Source organism: Streptomyces cinnamoneus, from assembly GCF_014650495.1.
Classification (GTDB): domain Bacteria; phylum Actinomycetota; class Actinomycetes; order Streptomycetales; family Streptomycetaceae; genus Streptomyces; species Streptomyces cinnamoneus.
Genome location: NZ_BMVB01000001.1, coordinates 209996 through 226117, shown reverse-complemented (window position 1 = coordinate 226117; position 16122 = coordinate 209996). Strand labels below are relative to the sequence as shown.

The 16122-nt window shown below is 69.5% G+C and carries 23 protein-coding genes; 2 read left to right on the top strand and 21 right to left on the bottom strand.

Annotation, left to right across the window (positions count from 1 at the left end; genetic code table 11):
• Positions 1-189 precede the first annotated feature (189 nt).
• From IE182_RS00985 to IE182_RS00880, 21 genes are all read right to left on the bottom strand, one after another.
• On the bottom strand, positions 190-1725 hold the full coding sequence (locus IE182_RS00985) for a YfjI family protein (protein ID WP_190107646.1): 1536 nt from the start codon (positions 1723-1725) through the stop codon (positions 190-192).
• Positions 1726-2020: 295 nt separating this feature from the next.
• On the bottom strand, positions 2021-2956 hold the full coding sequence (locus tag IE182_RS00980; protein WP_190107645.1) for a bifunctional DNA primase/polymerase: 936 nt from the start codon (positions 2954-2956) through the stop codon (positions 2021-2023).
• An 86-nt stretch (positions 2957-3042) separates the two neighbouring features.
• Positions 3043-3510 carry a single-stranded DNA-binding protein gene (gene ssb / locus IE182_RS00975; RefSeq protein WP_190107644.1) on the bottom strand — a complete coding sequence of 156 codons (468 nt, stop codon included), beginning with the start codon at positions 3508-3510 and terminating at the stop codon, positions 3043-3045.
• A 9-nt stretch (positions 3511-3519) separates the two neighbouring features.
• Positions 3520-4941 carry a DNA cytosine methyltransferase gene (locus tag IE182_RS00970; RefSeq protein ID WP_229844491.1) on the bottom strand — a complete coding sequence of 474 codons (1422 nt, stop codon included), beginning with the start codon at positions 4939-4941 and terminating at the stop codon, positions 3520-3522.
• Positions 4942-5021: 80 nt separating this feature from the next.
• On the bottom strand, positions 5022-5540 hold the full coding sequence (locus IE182_RS00965; protein WP_190107642.1) for a hypothetical protein: 519 nt from the start codon (positions 5538-5540) through the stop codon (positions 5022-5024).
• 16 nt (positions 5541-5556) lie between these two features.
• Positions 5557-5841: a hypothetical protein gene (locus tag IE182_RS00960; protein ID WP_229844490.1), complete on the bottom strand. Its 285-nt coding sequence runs from the start codon at positions 5839-5841 to the stop codon at positions 5557-5559.
• Positions 5838-6008: a hypothetical protein gene (locus IE182_RS00955; protein ID WP_190107641.1), complete on the bottom strand. Its 171-nt coding sequence runs from the start codon at positions 6006-6008 to the stop codon at positions 5838-5840. Before IE182_RS00955 ends, IE182_RS00960 begins: the two co-directional genes overlap by 4 nt.
• Before the next feature lies 1 nt (position 6009).
• Entirely contained in the window at positions 6010-6618 is a 609-nt protein-coding gene (locus IE182_RS00950; RefSeq protein WP_190107640.1) for a hypothetical protein, read from the bottom strand.
• A 14-nt stretch (positions 6619-6632) separates the two neighbouring features.
• On the bottom strand, positions 6633-6821 hold the full coding sequence (locus IE182_RS00945) for a hypothetical protein (protein ID WP_190107639.1): 189 nt from the start codon (positions 6819-6821) through the stop codon (positions 6633-6635).
• A 33-nt stretch (positions 6822-6854) separates the two neighbouring features.
• Complete coding sequence (locus IE182_RS00940) at positions 6855-7106, bottom strand: hypothetical protein (RefSeq protein ID WP_190107638.1); 252 nt, start codon at positions 7104-7106, stop codon at positions 6855-6857.
• Between the two features lie 141 nt (positions 7107-7247).
• On the bottom strand, positions 7248-9416 hold the full coding sequence (locus IE182_RS00935; RefSeq protein ID WP_190107637.1) for a cell division protein FtsK: 2169 nt from the start codon (positions 9414-9416) through the stop codon (positions 7248-7250).
• A 90-nt stretch (positions 9417-9506) separates the two neighbouring features.
• Positions 9507-9809 carry a hypothetical protein gene (locus IE182_RS00930; RefSeq protein WP_190107636.1) on the bottom strand — a complete coding sequence of 101 codons (303 nt, stop codon included), beginning with the start codon at positions 9807-9809 and terminating at the stop codon, positions 9507-9509.
• Positions 9810-9814: 5 nt separating this feature from the next.
• On the bottom strand, positions 9815-10072 hold the full coding sequence (locus IE182_RS00925; protein ID WP_190107635.1) for a hypothetical protein: 258 nt from the start codon (positions 10070-10072) through the stop codon (positions 9815-9817).
• 31 nt (positions 10073-10103) lie between these two features.
• Positions 10104-10442: an RRQRL motif-containing zinc-binding protein gene (locus tag IE182_RS00920; RefSeq protein ID WP_190107634.1), complete on the bottom strand. Its 339-nt coding sequence runs from the start codon at positions 10440-10442 to the stop codon at positions 10104-10106.
• Positions 10442-11530, bottom strand: coding sequence for a conjugal transfer protein (locus IE182_RS31720; protein WP_229844489.1), 1089 nt, complete (start codon positions 11528-11530; stop codon positions 10442-10444). The genes IE182_RS00920 and IE182_RS31720 overlap by 1 nt, the downstream gene beginning before the upstream one ends.
• Entirely contained in the window at positions 11530-12174 is a 645-nt protein-coding gene (locus IE182_RS00905; protein WP_190107633.1) for a GGDEF domain-containing protein, read from the bottom strand. Before IE182_RS00905 ends, IE182_RS31720 begins: the two co-directional genes overlap by 1 nt.
• Positions 12171-12362 carry a hypothetical protein gene (locus IE182_RS00900; protein ID WP_190107632.1) on the bottom strand — a complete coding sequence of 64 codons (192 nt, stop codon included), beginning with the start codon at positions 12360-12362 and terminating at the stop codon, positions 12171-12173. The genes IE182_RS00905 and IE182_RS00900 overlap by 4 nt, the downstream gene beginning before the upstream one ends.
• Positions 12359-12838, bottom strand: coding sequence for a WhiB family transcriptional regulator (locus IE182_RS00895; protein WP_190107631.1), 480 nt, complete (start codon positions 12836-12838; stop codon positions 12359-12361). The genes IE182_RS00900 and IE182_RS00895 overlap by 4 nt, the downstream gene beginning before the upstream one ends.
• The gene (locus tag IE182_RS00890) at positions 12838-13125 is read right to left on the bottom strand and encodes a hypothetical protein (protein WP_190107630.1); all 288 of its coding nucleotides are present in this window, start codon (positions 13123-13125) and stop codon (positions 12838-12840) included. The genes IE182_RS00895 and IE182_RS00890 overlap by 1 nt, the downstream gene beginning before the upstream one ends.
• An 83-nt stretch (positions 13126-13208) precedes the next feature.
• The gene (locus tag IE182_RS00885) at positions 13209-13694 is read right to left on the bottom strand and encodes a transcriptional regulator (RefSeq protein ID WP_229844488.1); all 486 of its coding nucleotides are present in this window, start codon (positions 13692-13694) and stop codon (positions 13209-13211) included.
• Positions 13695-13770: 76 nt separating this feature from the next.
• Positions 13771-14016 (bottom strand): hypothetical protein, encoded by a 246-nt coding sequence (locus IE182_RS00880; protein WP_190107629.1) that lies wholly within the window; start codon positions 14014-14016, stop codon positions 13771-13773.
• 382 nt (positions 14017-14398) lie between these two features.
• On the opposite strand from IE182_RS00880, the gene IE182_RS00875 reads away from it, so the two are divergent.
• Both IE182_RS00875 and IE182_RS00870 read left to right on the top strand, forming a co-directional pair.
• The gene (locus IE182_RS00875) at positions 14399-14782 is read left to right on the top strand and encodes a GntR family transcriptional regulator (protein WP_190107628.1); all 384 of its coding nucleotides are present in this window, start codon (positions 14399-14401) and stop codon (positions 14780-14782) included.
• Between the two features lie 129 nt (positions 14783-14911).
• Positions 14912-16102 carry a helix-turn-helix domain-containing protein gene (locus IE182_RS00870; RefSeq protein ID WP_190107627.1) on the top strand — a complete coding sequence of 397 codons (1191 nt, stop codon included), beginning with the start codon at positions 14912-14914 and terminating at the stop codon, positions 16100-16102.
• The last annotated feature ends 20 nt before the right edge of the window (positions 16103-16122 follow it).

Here is a 16122-nt window from a genome sequence, read left to right as displayed (position 1 = left end):
TCTCGAAAACTCTGACAGAACCTCTTGGCGAGGAGTTCTGTCACGCCGGGCCTCCGGCGGGCGCCGGGTTCTGTCAGAGTTTCCGGAGGTTTTGTCACAGCCTTTCGCGGGGCCGTTTCCTCAGGTCAACGGGCTTGTGACGGGGGTTCTGTCAGTTCTGTCAGCCCGGCGGTGGTTCTGTCAGGCGCCTCAAGCGAGGCGGGGGTGGGTCTCGTACCGGGGGGACGGCGGCCGGCCGCCGCGGCCGGGGCGCGGGGGCGGGGGTTGCTGGCGGAGCCAGCCGTGTTCCTCCAGCAATGCGAGGGCGGGGTCAAGGTCAGCCATGGCGGGGAAGTCACCGCGCGAAAGCTGCCGGAACAGCTCCCGCTTGGTGAACGTGGCTGGCGTGGTGCCCCGGAGGTGATTCAGGACCTGGTGGGCGGCTTCCTGAGCGGGGTCGGCACCCATGGCGTCGAAGACGTGCTGAGCATGGGCGGTGAAGTAGTCGCCGAGGCGGGTCGCGGCGGCGAGGGTGGCGGCCTCGATGGGGTGAGTCCAGCCGTTCTCCGGATGGGTGGCCAAGTGGAGGAGTCCGGCGATGCGGGCGACCGCCCCGTCGCGCTTGCTGGCCCACTTCACGATCCCGGCGAGTGGTCCGCCCTTCCCGATGCGAGATTCAGTGACCTTCTGGTAGGCAAGCAACACCACGTCGGCCTCAGGGGTAAGGGTGAGCAGGGCCGGGTCCGTCCAGCCGTTCATGGCCAAGGCCAGACCGCCGAGGCGGCGGGCGTAGGCGTCGGCGACGCCGTCCGGGATGAGATCAGGGGTGAGGTTTCGTCTGCCGACGAGGGATTCGGGCTGGGCGTAGAGGAAGCGGGCGAGGAGCCCGCGGCCGTCGGCGCCCTTGATCTGGCCGATCGATTCGAGGACTTCCGGCTGCACCGCCAGGCCCATGGTCACTGCGGGGTGTTCGATGTGCTGGGCGTCGCGCCCCTGCCGGTTGACCCGGACCATGTCCCCGGCGTGCCCCTTGAGGAAGACCTCCATGTTCGGGGCGCCGCTGTAGCGTCCGGCGATGATGTCGAAAATGCCGCCCTCCGGGGACAGGACGGAGATCCGCCCGTCCTGCTCCGCGAGGAGGGTGGCGAGGTTCTCCGGGGTCACGTCGTCCGCGACGAGCTGGGGCTTGGCCGGGACGGTGATCTCCTCGGCGGCCTGGGCCAGGGCGATGGCCTCGGCGGTGAGCTGGTCACGCATGCCGGGCTCGGCGTTCGCGGCCTTGGCCGCTGCCTTGTCGGCGGCCGACTTGGCCAGACGGGCGGTAGTCTCGGCCTCCGCACGCACGGGACCCGAAAGCTCTACGAGAGCCTTCTCCGCGGCCATGAGGGGTTCGGTCATCAGAGCGAATACGGCGCTCTTGCGGTTACCGGGGTCGAGAGCGACGGCCGTATAGAGGTTGACCGGCTCACGCCAGCGACCCCGGACGCAGACGACGGCTCGGCCGCCGGCGGCCGTGGCGATGACGGCGAGGCCCAGACACCCAGCGAGGTCGGCGGGGGTTTGGGTCTCCTCGGCGACAGCGGCCACCATGTCGGCGAGCCAGCTGGGAAGGGCGTCGACGGGGAATGCCGGGAGGTCGCGCCGCGCAGTGAGCAGCACGGGTTCGTCCCAGACCGGCCCGGTTACCTCTTCGGGGGTGAAGGGGTCGAATCCCTCCCACAGGTCAGCAGAGGGCGCCGTGGTCATGCCGCAGACCTCCTTTCGGTCGCCGTACGGGTGGTGGGTGCGGTGTGGTGGCCGCAGACGCACAACCAGTCGGCCAGAGGCGCTCCCTTGTTACAGACGTGCAGGCCGGGCAAGATGCCGGTCACCGTGGCCGTGCCGCGCGGCTGCCCGTCGGGAGAACAAGCTGAAAGGTCGGCCTGACGGCCGACGACCCTTCGGGCGCCCACCGCTGTTGGGCGTGTCGGCCCTGTGGCGAGGCTCCGCCGTGTCGTGGGAGGGAGAGTGCTCTTAATGGGGGAGGTGGTGGGGCGGCCGGTCATGAGGCCGGGCCCGGGTTGTTGGCGATGGACCAGTTCAGGGCGTGAGTGATCGCGGCGATGCACTCGCGTTCGCCCAGTCCGCACGCCTGCCCTCCCTGATTAAGAGCCTGCTCTACTTCGCTGCGGGCGAGGTCGCCGGTCTTCACCAGCCGCCCGAGTGCGCGTGCGGCCCGGACGAGGGTGCGGTTGCGCGTGCCCTCGGGCGCGTTCACCACGTTGGCCACCTCGTTGCGCAGCGCCGCCGCGGCGTAGGCCGAGGCGTTGCGCGCTGCAGGGATCGTCACGGGGGTGCCGGGTCGCCGGGGGGTGAGGGCGGCGGTCAGCCATTCGGGCATGGGCGCCACGGGGGCGTGCTCGACGATCTCGTAGGTGCCCTGTTCGGTGGTGCTGCCGGGGGCGAGGACGTAGCCGCCCCATCCGCGGGTGTCGATGAGCGAGGCGAGTTTGCCGGCCGTGTTGCCGAGACGGATCTTGCACGGGGGGTGGAAGTACAGGTGTCGTCCGCCGCTGGGAGTCCGCACGGTGTGGGTGGTGGGCAGCGGCTCGCCGGCGCGCTCGCAGAGCGCTTTGAAGGCCGTCATGCCGTCAGGCATGTCCTTCATACTCTTGTCCTTCGGCACGTCCAGGTCGACGACGAGTAACCCGGCCGGGCCGGTGGCGATGCCGATGTTGAACGGACCGGTCTGCCAGCACTGGCCGATGCGGATCGGGTCGGTGGTGGCACGGTTCTCCCACTTCACATGCCCGTCCAGGCAGGCGCCGGTCCGCGGGCAGCGCTCCTCACCGTGCAGGGCGGGGCGCTTGTCGCCGGGGATGAGCGGGAAGACGGGCCAGCTGTTCCCGGCAGCGTGAAGGGCTTCGACCAGCAGGGGGTTGTAGGTGTCGGTGTTCGTGATGGCGCCCACTCGCGGAATCGGGGTGGGTTGGGTCATGCTGGGAGTTCTCCTGTTTCTGTCGAAGGGACAAGGAGCCGAGGCGGTCGCGGTCTTGTGGTGAGAGGCGACCGCCTCGGGCGTGTCTAGAACGGGGGCTCGTCGGATGCGGGCTGCGAGGGAGCCGCCTGCGGGGCAGCAGGTGCAAGGGCGGATGCGTCTGCGGCGGAGCCGCGGGCAACGGTGGTCTGGGCGCGCTTGGGCATGGCTGTGGCGAAGCGCAGCGAGGGGCCGATGTCGTCAGCGTCCAGGACGAGCATGGAGCGCTTCTCCCCCTTGTCGGTGTCCCAGTCGAGCTGGCGCAGCCGGCCGGTGACGACGACCCGATTGCCTTTGCCGAGACTTGCGGCGATGTTCTCGGCGAGGGCCCGCCAGGCGGTGCACCGCAGGAACATCGATGTTCCGTCTGTCCACTGTCCGCTGTCCCTGTCGAAGCTGCGGGGTGTGGAGGCGACGGTGAAGCGGGCCATGGCCACTCCGGCCGGGGTGAAGCGCAGTTCGGGGTCGCCGGTGAGGTTGCCGACGACGGTGATCGAGGTCTCGCCTACGGACATGGGGCCTCCCTAGCTGGCTGGGGCAGGTTCGAGGTTCTGGCCGGTGATGGCTTCGCTGACCATGGCGACCAGGTCGCGGGCTGCGGGCGGGGTGACGGCGTTGCCGAGCATCAGGACGCGGGTGCGCTTGTCGTTGGCGAGCAGGCGGTAGTCGGCGGGGAAGGCCATGGCGGCCGCGTACTCGTGGGGTTCGAGCATCCGGAAGCGGCATTCCTCCACCGAGGTGACCGTCCCGCCGTACAGGGCGCCGTGGCGTTCCACGGTGGTGACGGTGGGCATGGGCCGGGCGGCCGGCCGGGCGGTGCCGTTGCTGTAGTACGGCACGACCAGGTCCGGCGCCGTGACGATGCCGTGGTGGTTGCCGGAGGCGCACACGGTCGCCAGCGGCTCGCTGATGGCGCGGTGCGAGGAACTGCCGCCCCTGAGCTCGACCATGTAGGGCGGCAGTGCCAGCCCGGTCTCGTTGCGAGTGGTGACCGTGCGCAGGGGTGCAGAGGTGGGGGTGGCGCGCTTGCCGTCCCGGCCTTCCACGGGGACGGTGAGCGGTTCGGAGAAGGCGGTGAACCCGGCCCTGATGCGGCGCATGGTGTCGACCGCCAGCGGGCGCTTGCGCTCTCCGATCGCGGTTGCCGGAAGGGCCCAGTCGATGGCGTCGCCGGCGGGCCGTACGTCCGGCTCGACCACGACGTTGCGGCACTCGGTGCGGGGGCAGCGCCACAGGTACTGGGCGCGCTTGCCGTAGCGGCCCCAGCGCCGGTCGGCACGCTTGAACGCCTGCATGGCGCGCACGCGGCCATGGGTGGGGCAGGTGGCGGAGGGGCGGGTCCACTTGTCGAAGTCGGGCCGTCGCTCGCCCCTGCGCCACAGGACCACGTACATGCGGTCGCGGGACTGCGGTGCGGCGGGGCCGAAGCGGGCGGCGTGCATGGAGTTCATCCACACGATGTGGTGCTCGTAGCCCCAGGCGTGAAGTGCGGACAGCCATGCCTGAAAGGCGGCCCCGGGGGCCTGTTCGGGTCCCCACCAGTAGGCGTCGACGACGTTCTCCACGATGATCGCGCGGTAGCGGTGGGCTTCGGCGAAGCGGGGGACGTCGTGCATGGTGGCCCGGGAGCGGATCGCGGCCTCGTCTGTGCCGTCTTCGGCGAACAGCCCGTCCTCGTGCCCGCCGTGACCGCGGCGCCGCCCTTTGGCAATGGAGTGGTTGGTGCACTCCGGGGAGGCCCACAGGATGTCGGTGGTGGGGTAGCGGCGGGGGTCGACCTGGGAAAGGTCAGCACAGTCATGGTCGGCGTCGGGGTGGTTGGCCTGGTGAGTGTCGACGGCATGCCGGGCGTGGTTGGCGGCCATGCGCACCCGTACGCCTGGCACGGTGACAGCGCCCGTGGATGAACCGCCGGCGCCGCAGAACAGGTCGGTCAGGGTCAGCACAGGATCTCCTGTTCCTGTCGAAGGGACGGGAGCCGGGGCGGTCGCGGTCTTGTGGTGAGAAGCGACCGCCCCGGGCATATCTAGGAGCGCCGGTTGTGGAGCCAGGCGGCGTACTCCTGGCGGACGTAGCCGCGGTAGCTGGTCCGGGCCCACAGTGGGTCACTGGGCCCGTACTCCCCGCCCCAGAAGAGACCCTCCTCGGAGCTGTCAAAGATCGACAGAGCGATGGCAGCGACTTCGGCGTTCTCGGCCGCCATCTCGGCAGCCAGCGAGGACGAGACGACGGCCTCCTCCATGGCCATGCGGTCCAGGAGCACCGCCTTACGGAGCAGAAGCTCACGCTCAACGTCGGGCGTGTGGTCGCCGGTTTTGTCGAGACGGGAGGCCAACTCCATGAAGTAGGCCAGCTCGTACGCGATCGGCGGCGCGTCGGTGTAGGCGTCGTCGCGCAGTTGGTGGTCGGCGGTGATGTACAGCCGCAGGCGCTTTCCGTCGCGGGTCGGCTGTTGGCGGATCTGGCCGATCGTAAACGTGCCGAACAATGTCTTGGCGATGGTGTCGGCGTCGGCGGGGTCGCAGATGACGCGGATCTCGAACATGAGGGTTCCTTCCGGGTCAGAACGGCGGTTCGTTGCTGTAGCCGGTGCCCTGGCGCTGTCGACGGCGGGGCAGGTGCGGCAGCGGTAGCAGGACCCAGCGGCGGGCCTGGTTCCAGCAGCTGCAGGGCTCCCAGTCAGAGCCGTCGTATTCGCCGGTCTCCGGGTGGCCGTAGGGGTGCTCAATGCCGCCGGTGCCGTCGCACGTACGGCAGTCGGGCTGGGGGGTGTCGGTGAGGATCAGTGCCGGGCGGGGCCAGGTGGTGCGCTGTATGCGCAGTCGGGGCAGGGAGCGGCGACTCATGCGGTCCGCTCCTGGGCTTCGTCGGTGGCGTCTGCCAGCTCGTCGAGCTTCGTGAGCAGGTGGGTGAGCTGGCGGCGGGTGATGTTGCGGCTGTAGAGGTTTGGCATCCATCCGCCGTTGTCCCAGCACATTTCCACGGTCACGATCTCTTCCGGGTCGACGTCCACGTCAGATCTCCTTGGTGATGTCGAGGGCGGGGAGTTCAGGCAGGCCGGTGTGGGTGAGTGCGGCAGGGTCGAAGCCGGGCAGCGCGGCCCGGGCGGTGAGCGCTTGGGCGAGGGCGGTGGCGTAGACGGCGCCTTCGCGAGCGACTTCGATCTGGGCGCCGGCGCGCAGGGCTTCGACGCGTTCGACGTGGGCGTGCTGCTCGCGCTGCAGGGCGGTGTGGCGCTGGTAGCCGATGGTTTTGCGGCGGTCGGTGCGCCAGTGGCGGGCGGCGATGCCGTAGGCGATGGCGGTGGCCAGGGCCCACAGGAGCAGGGGCAGGGAGAGGCCGTCGGCGTATCCGGCGACCCCGGCCAGGGCGAGAGCACCGGAGGTGGCGAACGCGGTTCCGGCGATGACGCGGTCCCCCGCCCAGCCCGTGGAGGAGGCGACGCCGGCTCCGGCGGCCGCGGCGGCCAGGACGGTCATCAACGCGGCGTCGCCGATGCTGTGCTGGGCGCCGTTGGCGTTCCAGATGCGGCCGAGGATGAGCACGGTGGACGTGGCCACGGCCGGCCCTGCTTTCGGGGCTGCGATGGCGAGCCAGTGGCGGGCGACGATGGGTTCGTTCACGGGCCTGGCCTCTCTCAGAGATTGCCGATGGCGTTGACGACAGCGGTGGTGAGCTCGTTCACGGGCCCCGCGGCGCCGGTGGAGGCGAGGGAGAAGCCGAACATGATGGCGATGAACGCGGAGCCGTAGCCGAGGGACTTCGAGCGCAGCAGGAAGAACAGGACCAGGCCGTAGAGAGCGACCAGCGAGACAGTGACGCCCATGAGGAGACCTCCTTGAGGCAGGGCGTGGGGTGGTTAGCGGGTGCCGTCGCGGTAGGTGCGCGACCAGCGGTTCCACAGGTGGCGGCCGACGCGGATGCGGATGCCGTGGCCGTCGCAGCGACGGCAGTGCTTGCCGCGCTTGGGGCGTCCCTTGCGGTCGGTGGTCATGGCGAAGCCGAAGCCGCGGCACTTGCGGCAGGTCCCGAACGGGCCGACCACACACAGCACCGCGTAACTGAGGGTGATGAACAGCAGGGCGGGTATAGCGGCGAGCGAGAAGGGCATGGAGGAGCCTCCCGGACGGTTTTCGGGGCGCGCTCAGGGAAGGCCGCTATCCGCTAGCAGCCTGATCAGGGCATACGTGGGGTGCTAGCGGGGCCGCTAACGTTAGCGGGGTGCGCTGCTAGCGATAGCGGCCCCGCCGGGTCAACCAGCGTCCTGGCTTCCGTCACGCTCTGCGATTGCGGCGGCGACGTCGGCGCGGACGATGCCTCGTCGGTTGACGACCTTGCCCTCCACGCGGCGGCCAATCTGGACCGTCTCGATCCCGAACGGTTTCAGGGCGGCGGTCAGCTGCTCGGCTGCCCATCCGGCGTACACGTCGGGCCGGAGCTCTTCCAGGCGGGTCACCACGGTTTCGTTCCACACCTTCGGCTCCGCGGCCGGTACCACCGCGGCGATGTCGCGCAGCAGGTCGTAGGCGGCGGTCTCGTCCGGGGCCGGCTCGTCGCCGAGGGCGTGGCCGGAGAGGGTGCCGGCGGCCTCGCGGAGCTTGTAGGCGCGGCAGGCAATGAGGTCGGCGGTGGGGGCGTCGATGTAGACCGAGCCGACGATGCGGGCGTCGGAGCCTTCGCCGACGAAGTAGTGGATGCCCTTGTCGGCCCAGGCGAACATCGTCGCCCGCACGCCCCGCTTGTAGGCGGAGGTGCCCAGCACCATGTCGTTCTCCAGCTGGCCCATGACCTTCAGGCACCAGCGTGCCGAGGCGTTGGCGGAGATGCCGGTGGGCAGGGCCTTGGCGTCCGGCCTCTGGGTGGCCAGCAGGAGCGTGATCCCGAGGGCAGGGCCGCGTTTGACGAGGTCGGTGCAGATCTCCTCGAATTCCTTGCCGTGCTCGGGGTGCTCGAACCACACCTGGCACTCGTCGACACCGGCCACGACCGGATGCAGGCCAAGCCCCTTGCGGTTGGCCAGGTCGCTGGTGACCTTCGACTCCGGGCACAGGTCCCGCGGCAGGCCACGGATCACTTTCGCCCGTCGGCGCAGTTCCTCGCGCAGGGCCCGCAGGTCGCGCAAGGCGTACTGGATGTCCTCTTCGTCGTCGCCTGCACGGTAGCTGTGGGCCACGCGCTCCAGCGGTCCGAGGTCACCGGTGCCCTTCAGGTCGTAGATGTGCAGCTCGGCCCGCGGGTCGAGAGAGGCCACGAGCAGGAGGAGACGGAGCAGGAACGTCTTACCCATGCGGGGGATCGCGCCGATGATGCCGGAGATGTACATCAACGTGACCTCAACCCAGCGGCCACGTTGATCGGTGCCGTACGGGGCGGACTTGAACAGGTCGACGCTGCCGCCCTTCAGCAGCGGCCACGTCGGCTTCTTGGCCTTGGCCATGTCCTGATCCCCGACCCACAGCACCAGGCGCCCGGTGTGCTCTTCGGGTACTGCCTCGGGCCACACGCAGCCCAGCGGCCGGCGCAGGCCGGAGGCGAGCTTGTCCCGCTTGTCGATGACGTCCGTGACCGTCACGCCGTACGGCAGGTCGCCCTCGGCGCGCCAGCCGGGCCCGTCGCGGGTGATGGGAGCGGTGAAGGTGAAGCCTTCCCGGCCCTTGGCCTGCGCCTGGTTAATGGCCGCGATCCCCAGAGCACCCAGGGCCCGCAGGACGATGTCGCTCGTCAGCTTCTGTGCCTTCGGCGTCTCCACGGCCCGTGTGATGACCGGTGCGTCGGCCGGGGTACCGGCCACCCCGAGAGCCAGGACCAAGGCACTGAGCGATACCGCCTGCAGCCATCCCGGTGCCAGTACGTACAGGGCCACAGCGGCCCCCAGGCCAATGATGCAGGCCAGGACCGTCACGAGCGTGCGCAGGCGGACGCGGCCGTCACGCTGGCGCGACAGTCGCAGGTACTCCCCGGCGTCCTCGCGCCGCACCGCGGCCAGGCGCACCGGTTCGCCCTCGGCGTCGGCGACCCACCGCAGAGTGTCGCCCACGAACCGGGCCGTGCCGCGGGGGGCCTGCACGGCCAGGCGGACGGCATAGACCGGGGAGCGCCACACGTGGTACGCGGCCAGGTGACCGTAGTGGCTGCCGGCCCACTTCGCCGCCGTCTCCAGCTCCGCCCGCGACCTGAGCCACGAGGGGATCACCGGACGGCGCTTGGCCCTCATCAGCCGTTCCAGGAACGCCGGGCCGGGCACGTCCGAGCCGTCCACCATCACCACCGCATCCGGGTCAGCCGCAGTGGCGGGCGGCTCGGGCTCGGTGCGGGCGGTACGGGCCTTGCCGAGGTCGACTACCTCGGCGACCGGCTCGTTGCCCTGGTCGGGTAACTGGGCGTCCGTTTCCTGATTGTTGGGGTCAGGTACGTGGTTCACTTGCGATTCCTTCCGTGCAGGGAGGGAAGGCGGGGCCTGGCCGGCGCTTTGGACGGCATGCGGCTGGGCCCCGCATTGGAGCCCGAAGGCTCAGTGATGGCGGTGCAGCGGGTGTGCTGCGGCAATCTCCTGCCAGCGGCGGCTTTCACCCGGATCGGGGTTGACCAGCCGTATCCGGAAGCGGCACCCCGGCACGGGACAGCGGTGCGTGGTGGCCAGCAGCTCGTCAACGGCCCGCCGCACTGCCGTATGAACGGTGGCGTAAATGGCCAGCGTGCAAGCCACGTTAATCAGTACGGGCACACCGTGGGTGGCGAGCTGCCATGCGTAGTCAGCTGCAGCGACGGCGCCCACCGTGATGGCGGCGGCAGGGCCGATCCAGCGGAGTTTCATGAGCGTCAGAGCTGGTTGGGCTCCAGGGCGAAGAACATGACGTTGGCCGTGGCCAGCTCGGGGTTGTTCTTCGCTATCTGCTCCTTGATGGCCGTGAACACGTCGTGGCGGGTCGCTCCGGCCGGCGGGGTCCACGTGCCGTAGGTGCTGTAGGTCATGTGTCCGGGCAGTTCCACGGTCATGACCCAATGGTGGGAACCCTGCTGCTGGGCGGCCTGCTGCTGGGCGGTCTGCGTGCTGCCGTGAACGGTCTGCGTGGTCATTGCGGTTCTCCTTCGGAGTCAGGTGAGGTGGTCAGGCAGCGCGCTGTTCCTCGGGATAGGCGCACGTCACGCACATGCCGAGCGAGGTCGGGATGCGGTATCCGGCGTCGGTCCTGCAGTTCGGGCAGATCCGCTGGGCGGCGTTGGCCTTGGCCAGTGCCGCCCAGCGGGCCGGGGTCATCGGCCGGACCGGCTTGGCCAAGTCGATGCGATAGAGGTAGGCGACCAGCGGACCACGTCGCCGGCGAGGACGTTCGAGCTGGGCGACGACCGGCTGGCCGCCGGGGCGCAGCCCAGCGGCACGCAGTTGCCGGTAGGTGGCCAGTCCGTCCGGGGCCAGGCGCCACTGGTAGACGGGTGTGGCAGCCATCAACTGGCCTGGTCGTCCACGGCTCGCAGGTACGGCCGGCGCGGTTCGTTGTCGCGGACGGCGACGATCTGCTTGCGTCCCCACGACTCGCTCATGCCGTACGCCTCGCCCAGCGCACGGGCACTGAGCGTGCGGCCCGCCTGTGCGGATTCGAGGTATGTACGGCGTGCCTCCAGGCGCAGTCGCTCCCGTGCCGCTTCCTCGAACTGGGCCTCCAGAAGCGCCCTCTCGGCGACTATCGCCGGAGCCGTGCGGGCAGCGTGCTGGTCCCGTGCGGGGGTGCTCCGCACACCATCCGTACGGGGTGTGACCAGGACGGACGGTCCCTCGTCCGTGCCGTGCGGTGGGGTGACATCGGACTCTTGTACGGGCGGCAGTGCAGGGGCGTGCGGGCTGGGAACGGATGCGATCTCATCCGGCCCGCACACCTGCCGTTCGCCGGGCGTCATGGCAACGGTGAACATGGCCGCAAGGGCAGCATCCGCGCCATCCGTGACGCGCTCGCGCTGGATATCCAGCAGCCGCACCCCCAGGGACGCATCCCCCATGCCGACCTTCCGCGCCAGCTTCCACGACGTACGCTCGGACGCTTCCTGGACCTTCACGTCCGGGTGGTTCGCCGCACGGGCCCGGTGATACGCCAGCGCCTGCACAACGGCGGCAGCCCTCGCCTCAGCCTCGGCGTCGCGGCCATCGGTGTGCACCACGATGCGACGAGCCAGGAACGCCATGCCCTCTGCCGACACACACATGCCCATCGGGGTCACGGCGTAGATCACGGTCCGGCCCGGATCGTCCGCAGCCATGGCCGCCATCACCGACGCCGCAGCGGGGAACGCCCACAAGCCTGCCCGAACGATCCAGGGGGAGGACTGCCCCAGCATCGTCAGCCCGAGGAGCACCAGAGCCAGCACAGCGGTCGCGCCCTCACCGGCCGCTACCGCGCCCAAGGCGGTCCCGGCTCCGTAGGCCCGGCTGATGTTGCTGAACGTCCCCATCCCACCAGCGACACCGGTAGCGAACATGGGCACGAACGCGGAGGCCAGGACGATCCTCTGCGCATTGGTCAACGACTTGCCGCCGCCCATCACAGCGTCTCCTCCGCAGCTCCACGGCGGCCAGCCCGGCGGCCGTTGACCGTCGCACATGCCGCTTTCGTGCTCAGCGCGTTCAGCCACGGGGCGCCAGCACGTTTGGCCGCGTACATGTGCTCATCAGCCACGCGCAGCAGCGTCGGGAGATCTCCCTCGTCCGTCCGCGGGTCGAAGGCCACCAACCCAATGGACGCGCCGACGGTGAGCGAGTGCTCCTCGAACTGCACCGGCAGCTTCAGCGCCCGGGCCAGGTCCTCCAGCAACCAGGTGTGTTCCTGGCGGCTCCGTACAGGGGTGATGGCAGCGAATTCGTCGCCGCCCAGCCGGGCGGGCGTGCCCTCGTTCACCTCTGCCCACCGGGCCAAGCGCTCCCCCGCGGCGCGGAGGACCGCGTCCCCTGCGGCATGCCCGTAGGTGTCGTTGACCTGCTTGAAGCGGTCCAGATCGATCAGGTAGACGGCACACGGGGCAGCGTCCAAAGCCTTGGCTGCCTGTTCCATGAACGCCGCGCGGGTCGGCAGACCGGTCAGCGGATCGCGGCGCGCCACCTCGATCCGGCTACGGAGCCGCAGGACGTGCAGCGACCAGCCGGCCGCCAACGGACCAGCAGCAGCGATTGCCGGCAGCAGAGCACTCACGGCCGCCTCCCCTCGTCCTTGGACTCGCCGATGGCGGCCGGCCGGGTGTAGTCGTCGCGAACGAGGTCCGGGTCCAGGTCGAGGAACTGGTGCCGCTGCTCGGCGAGCACGCCACCGGGCTGCGCGGCCCGCAGCTCAGCCAACAGCCGCTCCAGTACCACCCCACCGCGGGGAAGAGAGGAAGTCATGCCGCCACCGCCTTCCCGGCCCGGCCGGAGGTGCGGCGCTGGCGGTAGGCGTCCAGGCACGCCGGGCAGGGGTCCTCACCGTCCCGGCGGTGCCGGTAGTAGCCCGCCGTCTTCCCGCATGTGCGCGTGACCTCGTCCCCCAGGGCGGCCCGGCGACGGCGCCGGTAGATCAGGTACCGCTCCTTGGGCCCCTCGCCACCGCGGATCCCGAACCGCTTGCCCGCCACGGCGCTGCCCTCCGCCGCCAAGGCGGCTTCCAGGCAAGCGCTCCGCACCGGGCAGCGGCCGCACAGCTCGCGAGCCATGTCCGCCGTGGCATCCTCTCCAGGCTCGGGGTAGAAGATCTCCGGCTCGATCACCTTGCACAGCGCGCCCCGAAGCCCGGGGTCAGGCGCCAGGTCGACTCCCAGTTCACCGTTGGGCGGCCGTCGACAGCCGTCGACCGCCTTGCGGGCTCCCGTGATCCGTCGGGACATCACGCCACCGCCTTCCGGGCCCCGCGCGACGCGGGACGAGCGGGGAGCTGACGGACGGTGAACAGCTCCGGGGTGTGCTCCTCAATCGCACGGGCCGCGACGGCGGACACGCGGTCCACCAGCTCCGGGTCATCCGCGAGTATGTCCCGTGCGGCCGCCAGGCGGGCGGTACGGTCCTCGCTGCTTTCCCCTTCCACCCCAAGCCACAGCTCGGGCGGGGTGCCAAGGGCCAGTTCCATGAACTCTTCGATACTCGCGGCCACCTGGCCGCAGACGTACGCACGCATGGGTCTCTCCCGAAGTCGAAGGGACAGGAGCGGGGCGGCCGCGGTCTTGTGGTGAGAGGCGACCGCCCCGAAAGCGAAGCTGTTCAGACGGTGGCGATGATCAGGGCAGCAACCCCGAGCCACAGGTGGTGCCAGCTCTGGTCAAGGACGTACGCGCCGGTCCCGAGATGGGCGGCCGGGGTCCCCGTGGCCGTGGCCGGCGCGGTGGGATGCGAGGGGGTTCCCAGGCTGTAGAACTCGGCCCGGCCGCAGGCCCGGGCGAGCCAGGCGAGCGTCGTGCGACGGTCGGCCCAGTAGTGAGTCCCCGCGTCCACAGCGAGCGCCAGAGCCAGCCCGAGGACGGTCACCGGCAGGCGCAGCAGCAGGACGACAGGAACGAGGACGGCGCACTTCGTCACGGTGAGCCCGAAGATGTGGCGGGCGCACGCGAGGCGCCCGGGCCAGCCCGGTAACCCCTTTTCCGCGGCCTGGCAGGAGGACTGGACCCAGTGGTCCCCAACGGAGTGCGCTACGTACAGAGCGATGAAGGCAGCAGCGAAAACGGCGGCCATGATGGCGGTACCTCTCATGACGTGACGCTCGGATACCCCGGGGCGGCCGATCAGGACCGGTGGCCTGCCGGCCGCCCTGGGGCTGGGGGGCAGATCAGCGCTCGCGACGGGCCCGCATCACGGCGTCCAAGACGTCCAGCGGGTCGCTGTAGCGGGTGTGGGTGCTGCCGTCGGCGTACGTGATGTGCTCGTTGCCGTCCTTGTCGGTGACCGTGGTGAAGGTCTGGCCATCCTGGTACGAGACGGTGGTGGTCGTGCCGTCCTCGTGATGGGTGTGCATGTGCTGGCCACCGTGGACGGTCCCGGTGCTGATGAACACGCTGTCGAAGAACTTGCCCATGTCAGTGCCTTCCGAGATGAGGTCGTCCGGACTGTCCGGCTCCCCTCAACCCCGCCCGTACGAGACGAGCGAGGCAGGCAACCGGCCGCAGCGCTCGAAGCGCCGCGAAGAGGCTGAAGTCGTGAACGCGCGGCCTTGCATCCGCGCGGCCGTCACTTACGAGGGAGACGGCTCAGAGGCCCGCACACTGTGGAGTTGTCAAGGAACGAGTGCTTCCGACGGGCGTGGTAACCCTGGGGGCTCCCGTGCACACGGGGCCCGTCGAAGCCGAGCGAGCTACCTAGGTAACTCCTCACGACGACGAAGCTACCTAGGTTGCTTGTTGGGTGTCAACCCTTCAGGGCAAGGAAGGCAAAAGACCTAGGTCAGATAGGCTCTGCACATGGACTCGAAGCCTCAGAAGCCCCCGAGCGCCAAGGACATCGCCGCCAGATTCCGGAGCAAAATCGCCGACGGTGCGTACTCCCCCGGGAGTCGACTGCCCGGCGCCAAGAACCTTGCTCAGGAGCTTGGAGTGGCCCTCATGACGGTCCAGGGCGCATACCAGCAGCTAGCAGCCGACGGCCTGGTGGAGGGTCGGCGAGGCAGCGGAACGTACGTCGTCGACCCAAAGGAGGGTCAGCCCACCGCCCAGCAGACGGCTTCGAGCCTTCGGGACCTTCAAGAGCAACTGCACCATGTCACCTCCCGACTTGCTGATCTTGCCGATCGAGTCGCGGAGCTTGAGGCGAACCGCGACTCCGAGGCGTTGCGTGGTGACAAGTAAGCCGTAGGTTCGCGAGTTACGCAGTCGACAGGGGTTAACACCCCCACCCTGTTATCTGTTAACAGCCCGCGTCTCCAGGGGCGTTGGCGGCATGATGAGAGCGCCGCATCGCTTGACGCTGGGGGCGCGATGACGAAGAACCTGCAGGCCGCACGCAAGGCTCGAAACTGGACGCAAGCACAGTTGGCAGACCAGTTGTATGCCGCGGCAGACCGACTCGGGGTGGAACTGCCTGGCCAGTCCAGCCTCAAGGCCGAGATCTCCATGTTCGAGAACGGGCGCCGCCCGCCCGGCGAGAAGTACCAGCGGCTGTTCCGCGAGGTCTACCAGGCGACGGACGCAGAGCTGGGGTTCGTTCGAGAGAGCGCAACCGTAGCTCCGCTACCGGCTGTCACGTCGCCGATGCCTACGCCTGTGGCGCTGCCGGGGAGCGTTAGCCCACCCATGGTCAGTTACCTCCAAGCGGTGTTCACTCAACATGCGCAAGCCGAACCCCTGGTCGGTCCACGGTTTCTCGTGCCGGCGGTGGAGGCTCAGTTACCCCTGATCGAGCAGATGTGCGTTGAAGCGTCCGGATCGATTCGTGACGACGTACTGCACATGGGCTCGCGGTTCTCGGAGTTCTTGGGATGGCTCTACCAGGACCTCGGCGACTCCCGAACCGCGATGCAGTGGACCAACCTGGCCATGGACTACGCCCAAGAACTCGACGACCCCGTCGTCTCCGCCTACACGCTCCAGCGCAGGAGCAACATCGCGGCCGAGGCCGGACACGCGGGACACGGAGTGGGCCTGGCCAACGCAGCCGCCCGCCGTCTCGGCAAGCTTCCTCACCGGGTCCAGGCGGTCGTCCTGCGGGCCTCGGCCAATGCCCAGTCACTACTCGGAGAGGCCGACGAGTGCGCGCGGACACTTGACCGGGCCCGGGAGGCGGCCGAGCGGGGCGTGGGCGACGACGACCGGTTCGCCATGTACTGCACACCGTCCTACGTCGAGATGGAGGCGGCCATGTGCAGTCTCCGCCTCCAGCGGCCGCAGGAAGCGATCCCCGTATTCCTGGGAAGCCTGAAGGACTGGCCGGCGGAGCAGGAGCGAGACCGCGGACTCTGTCTGGCACGACTCGCTACGGCCTACGCCTTATCGGAGGACGTGGAGAGCGCCCACGAGACCGCGCTTCAGGCCGTCGCCGTGGCTCAGGCCACGGGTTCAGCGCGGATCAAGGAGGAGCTGTTTCGGCTTCAAACACATCTTGCGCGATGGCGGAAGCTGGTGGAGATTGCGGAGTTGAACCACACGTTGGGCACTATGAGAAGTACTTGAGCCCGCAGATCGAAGGAGCC

Coding starts and splice junctions, on each gene's coding strand:
- IE182_RS00925 (WP_190107635.1), bottom strand. CDS start 10,072: ATGACCACGCAGACCGTTCACGGCAGCACGCAGACCGCCCAGCAGCAG.
- IE182_RS00985 (WP_190107646.1), bottom strand. CDS start 1,725: ATGACCACGGCGCCCTCTGCTGACCTGTGGGAGGGATTCGACCCCTTC.
- IE182_RS00875 (WP_190107628.1), top strand. CDS start 14,399: ATGGACTCGAAGCCTCAGAAGCCCCCGAGCGCCAAGGACATCGCCGCC.
- ssb (WP_190107644.1), bottom strand. CDS start 3,510: ATGTCCGTAGGCGAGACCTCGATCACCGTCGTCGGCAACCTCACCGGC.
- IE182_RS00890 (WP_190107630.1), bottom strand. CDS start 13,125: ATGCGTGCGTACGTCTGCGGCCAGGTGGCCGCGAGTATCGAAGAGTTC.
- IE182_RS00900 (WP_190107632.1), bottom strand. CDS start 12,362: ATGACTTCCTCTCTTCCCCGCGGTGGGGTGGTACTGGAGCGGCTGTTG.
- IE182_RS00880 (WP_190107629.1), bottom strand. CDS start 14,016: ATGGGCAAGTTCTTCGACAGCGTGTTCATCAGCACCGGGACCGTCCAC.
- IE182_RS00870 (WP_190107627.1), top strand. CDS start 14,912: ATGACGAAGAACCTGCAGGCCGCACGCAAGGCTCGAAACTGGACGCAA.
- IE182_RS00930 (WP_190107636.1), bottom strand. CDS start 9,809: ATGAAACTCCGCTGGATCGGCCCTGCCGCCGCCATCACGGTGGGCGCC.
- IE182_RS00945 (WP_190107639.1), bottom strand. CDS start 6,821: ATGGGCGTCACTGTCTCGCTGGTCGCTCTCTACGGCCTGGTCCTGTTC.
- IE182_RS31720 (WP_229844489.1), bottom strand. CDS start 11,530: ATGGGCGGCGGCAAGTCGTTGACCAATGCGCAGAGGATCGTCCTGGCC.
- IE182_RS00885 (WP_229844488.1), bottom strand. CDS start 13,694: ATGAGAGGTACCGCCATCATGGCCGCCGTTTTCGCTGCTGCCTTCATC.
- IE182_RS00980 (WP_190107645.1), bottom strand. CDS start 2,956: ATGACCCAACCCACCCCGATTCCGCGAGTGGGCGCCATCACGAACACC.
- IE182_RS00965 (WP_190107642.1), bottom strand. CDS start 5,540: ATGTTCGAGATCCGCGTCATCTGCGACCCCGCCGACGCCGACACCATC.
- IE182_RS00895 (WP_190107631.1), bottom strand. CDS start 12,838: ATGTCCCGACGGATCACGGGAGCCCGCAAGGCGGTCGACGGCTGTCGA.
- IE182_RS00960 (WP_229844490.1), bottom strand. CDS start 5,841: ATGAGTCGCCGCTCCCTGCCCCGACTGCGCATACAGCGCACCACCTGG.
- IE182_RS00920 (WP_190107634.1), bottom strand. CDS start 10,442: ATGGCTGCCACACCCGTCTACCAGTGGCGCCTGGCCCCGGACGGACTG.
- IE182_RS00940 (WP_190107638.1), bottom strand. CDS start 7,106: ATGCCCTTCTCGCTCGCCGCTATACCCGCCCTGCTGTTCATCACCCTC.